Below are 3,793 nucleotides of genomic sequence, written 5' to 3' on the forward strand. Positions count from 1 at the left end.
AAATCACTAGTGGTCATACGAGTTCTTAGCTGGTGTGAATGGATTTCTGCAGTGTGCTCTTCCGCTCTGGCCCGCGGGCCCGCCACCACGGGCGTACCCGCGCTACGCGGCTCCGTCACGGTGGAGTCGCGCACAGGACGCATCCGATGGACCACCGGCACTCCCGGGCGCTGTCAACGGCCGAGGTCTTCGCCCCGGTCCGCGTCACGGTCGCCGGTGGCGGCGTTCATGAACACCGGCCGGTGATCGGTCCCGGCTTCCGGCGCGGGGCTGCCCTCGGAGGTCTCGAGGTGGCTGAATAATTCCGTTCCACTGTCGTACACAGGCGGTTCTCTCTTTCGAATGAGGTCCGGAAACGCTTCCGGATCAGGGGCGGGGTTCGATTTCCGGTCGGCGGCACCCGGCACCTCGGCGCGCACCGCGCTCGCGAGGTACCGGCGGCCTTCCGGCGAAGCCCTCCGCGTCGGCCCGGCAGTCGAGGCAGATGTTCGGTGGCGTCACGGCGACGTCCTGACCCGACCCTCACGGATCGCTGCTGGGCGCAGCGGGCGATCGCGTGAACCGATATCGTCACGCCACCCGCAACGCGGATACCTCAACCCTACGCCCTACCCCCGCCGCCATGATCATTTATCCGGTCTCGGCCTCCGGTGTCACATCACCGGGCCAGCCGGCGTCGCGTTGCGGAACCGGAATCCAGGCCGAGGATGCCGGTGAGATCGCGCAGGCATTCCTCGTAGCGCCCGGACAGGTGCGCTGCGCCGGTGGTCGCGACCCCGTGGCTCGGAACGGCCGGGGCGCTGCCGAGCACAGACCGCGCTTCTCAGCCGCGAGGTAGCGCCTGCACGATCCGCGTGATCCGCGTCCCCGCCTCACATACCTTCTCGATCTTCGCGGCGAGCGCCGCGCCTTCGAACTCCTCGACCCGGCCGCCGACGCTGATCGACGCCACCACCGACCCGTCGCGCCCCAGGATCGGTGCCGCCACCGCAGCGACCCCGGACAGATAGTCGCCATAGCTCAGCGAGTACCCGGCCGCCACGATCTCGTCGAGATGTTCGGCCAGCCGCTCCACATCGGTGATGGTCCGGTCGGTGATCGCGGGCAGATCAGGTGTTATCCACCTGTCCCGCAACGCTTTCGAATGCGCGAGCATCACCGTCGGGCCCGCCGCGGCGTGATACGGCATCACCGACCCGATATTGATGCCCGCGACCACCAGCGAGTTGCGCCCCTCGAGCAGATCGATACAGACCGCGCCCTGTTCCGCGGGCACCATCAGGTAGGCCGTGTTACCGAAAGTGGTCGCCAGTTCCTTCATGAACGGCTGCGCCGCGGAACGGATATCGAGTTTCGACAGCGCCGCGGACCCGATCTCGAAGACCGGCATCGCCACCCGGTAGGCACCCTCTTCGGTGCGATCCACCCATCCCGCCTGGATCAGGGTGGCCATCAGGCGGAACACCGTGGTCTTGTTCATCCCGCTCGCGGTGGTGAGATCGTTCAGCGTCCAGGTGGGCCGGTCGGCGCTGAAATGCCCGAGCAGCGTGCAGGCCTTGAGCACCGCCCCCACCACATCGCGGTTCCCCGGCGATTCCGGCTCGGCGGTCATATTCGCCTTCGACCCTGCGGACATGCTCGCCTTCGGCTCGGTCGGCACCGCCACTGATATCCACTCACTTCCTCGGTTCGCGCGATCGATGCAGCCACCTTACGAACTCCTCGACCGATCGGGGTTGACTTTGTGACCCCGACCACCTTACCGTCCCCGTAACGAATTTTGAAACGCATTCCGCATTGCGAAACGGAGAGTGAACAGGTGCGCAACCCGACCCTGATGGACCTCACGTCGAACGGACTCGTCTACGCCCCCGGCGTATGGGACGGATTGACCGCCCGCCTCGCCGAACAGGCCGGTTTCAGCGCCCTGTGCGCCTCGGGCTTCGCCGTCTCGGCCGCCCTGGGCCTGCCCGACGCCGAGCTCTACACCCAGACCGAGAACCTCCAGGCGGTCCGCACCATCCGCGAATCCTCGAAGCTGCCCTTGGTCGCCGATATAGACACCGGCTATGGAAATGCCGTCAACGCCGCCCGCACCGCCACCAAGTTCGTGGACGCGGGCGTCGGTGGAATGTTCATGGAAGACCAGGTTTCTCCCAAGTCCTGCCCCATCTGCGTGGGCGACCCCGTGGACCTGATCACCGTCGAAGAGGCCACCGGCAAGATCCGCGCCGTCCGCGACTCCATCCCCGACGACGTGCTCCTCATCGCCCGCACCGACGCCCGCGGCGACGACGCCATCCGCCGCGCCCGGGCCTACGTCGAGGCCGGCGCCGACATGATCATGCCGGTCACCAAGACCTTCCAGACCGTCGAGGAATGGCAGCGCTGCCACGAAGAGGTCGGCGTCCCGCTGATGGCCACCCTCACCGCCTCCACCTGGACCGAACGCGATTTCACCCCCGAGATCCTCGAGCAGATCGGCGTCCGGCTGGCCCTGCTCCCCACCCAGGTGCTGATGGCGGCCGCCGGAGCCGCCCGCGCGACCCTGAAACGCCTGGCCGCGGGCGAACCCCCCGCCCAGGTGAGCGCCGACGCCCTCCAGCACCACGAGTTCGTGGACCTGATCGGCTTCCCCGAGGTCGAGGCCATGCAGAACAAGTACCTACCCGCGAAGGAGCAGTGACCCCCGTGGGCTACACGATGACGGAGAAGATCCTGGGCCGCGCCTCGGATCAGGACACGGTCCGCGCCGGCGAGAACCATGCCGTCGCCCCCGCGCGCATGATCGCCTACGACTTCCCCGGCTACACCGACGTCATGTTCCGCCAGATGCGCAACGACTTCGGCATCACCGAGCTCGCGGACCCCAGCCGCTACATCGTCTTCATCGACCACATGCTCACCAAGCGCAACGAGAAGGAGACCGAGGTCCACCAGGTCACCCGCGACTGGTGCGACTTCTACGGCATCGAGCTGCACGAGGGCCGCGGTATCGGCCACCAGCTCACCGCCGAACTCGGCCTCGCCATCCCCGGCGAATTCCTCGTCCACTTCGACGGCCATATCAGCGGTATCGGCGCCTTCGGCGCCCTCGGCTGGGGCATCCGGCGCGACCTCATCGAAGCCTGGGTCACCGGCCGCGTCTTCGTCGATATCCCCGCCACCACCCGTTTCGACCTGGTCGGCGAGTTCCCGCCCGGCGTCGACAGCCGCGACCTCGTGCACACGATCATCGACATGGTCGGCGCCGACGGTTGCGCCCATCAGGTGATGGAGTTCGGCGGCCCCGGCGCCCGCTCGATGGCGATCGACCACCGCCAGGGCCTGTGCGGAATGGCCATGTTCACCGGTGCGGTCTCCGCTGTCTTCGAACCCGACGAGATGTCGCTGGCCTACGCGAACGAGGTCGCCCGCCGCAGCTTCGACCCGGTCTATCCCGACCCCGACGCCACCTACGCCGCCCGCCACACCATCGACCTGTCGACCCTGACACCCCGGGTCGTCCTCCCCGGCTCGGCCCGCGCCGTCAACACCAAAACCGCCCAGGAACTCGCCGGCACCCCCATCACCAAAGCCTTCATCGGCTCCTGCGCCAGCGGCCGCATCGAAGACCTCCGCGCCGCCGCCCTGGTCCTCGACGGCCGCCAGGTCGCCCCCGGCGTCGAACTCAATGTCGTCCCCACCTCACAGAAGGTGTACGAGCAGGCCGAGCAAGAAGGAATCCTCGACGTCCTCCGCGCGGCAGGTGCGCATATCAATATATCGAGCTGCGATTTCTGCTTCGGCTACC

The 3,793-nt window shown here is 67.5% G+C and carries 5 protein-coding genes; 2 read left to right on the forward strand and 3 right to left on the reverse strand.

Going from position 1 to position 3,793, the window contains the following annotated elements:
• Window positions 1-173: 173 nt before the first annotated feature.
• From ACWDU1_RS30500 to ACWDU1_RS30510, 3 genes are all read right to left on the reverse strand, one after another.
• Window positions 174-419 carry a hypothetical protein gene (locus ACWDU1_RS30500; RefSeq protein ID WP_450003767.1) on the reverse strand — a complete coding sequence of 82 codons (246 nt, stop codon included), beginning with the start codon at window positions 417-419 and terminating at the stop codon, window positions 174-176.
• Window positions 420-658: 239 nt separating this feature from the next.
• Complete coding sequence (locus ACWDU1_RS30505; protein ID WP_450003769.1) at window positions 659-811, reverse strand: hypothetical protein; 153 nt, start codon at window positions 809-811, stop codon at window positions 659-661.
• Between the two features lie 12 nt (window positions 812-823).
• Window positions 824-1,636 (reverse strand): IclR family transcriptional regulator, encoded by an 813-nt coding sequence (locus ACWDU1_RS30510; RefSeq protein WP_450003771.1) that lies wholly within the window; start codon window positions 1,634-1,636, stop codon window positions 824-826.
• Between the two features lie 201 nt (window positions 1,637-1,837).
• On the opposite strand from ACWDU1_RS30510, the gene ACWDU1_RS30515 reads away from it, so the two are divergent.
• Both ACWDU1_RS30515 and ACWDU1_RS30520 read left to right on the forward strand, forming a co-directional pair.
• On the forward strand, window positions 1,838-2,686 hold the full coding sequence (locus ACWDU1_RS30515; protein ID WP_450003773.1) for an isocitrate lyase/PEP mutase family protein: 849 nt from the start codon (window positions 1,838-1,840) through the stop codon (window positions 2,684-2,686).
• Window positions 2,687-2,703: 17 nt separating this feature from the next.
• Window positions 2,704-3,793 (forward strand): aconitase family protein (locus ACWDU1_RS30520; RefSeq protein ID WP_450003775.1); only part of this gene is annotated, 1,090 nt, incomplete at its 3' end.

It is taken from the genome of Nocardia sp. NPDC003345, from assembly GCF_053589395.1.

Excerpts from the sequence above, each read along its gene's own strand:
- ACWDU1_RS30515 (WP_450003773.1), top strand. The coding sequence starts at position 1,838 with ATGGACCTCACGTCGAACGGACTCGTCTACGCCCCCGGCGTATGGGAC.
- ACWDU1_RS30510 (WP_450003771.1), bottom strand. The coding sequence starts at position 1,636 with ATGTCCGCAGGGTCGAAGGCGAATATGACCGCCGAGCCGGAATCGCCG.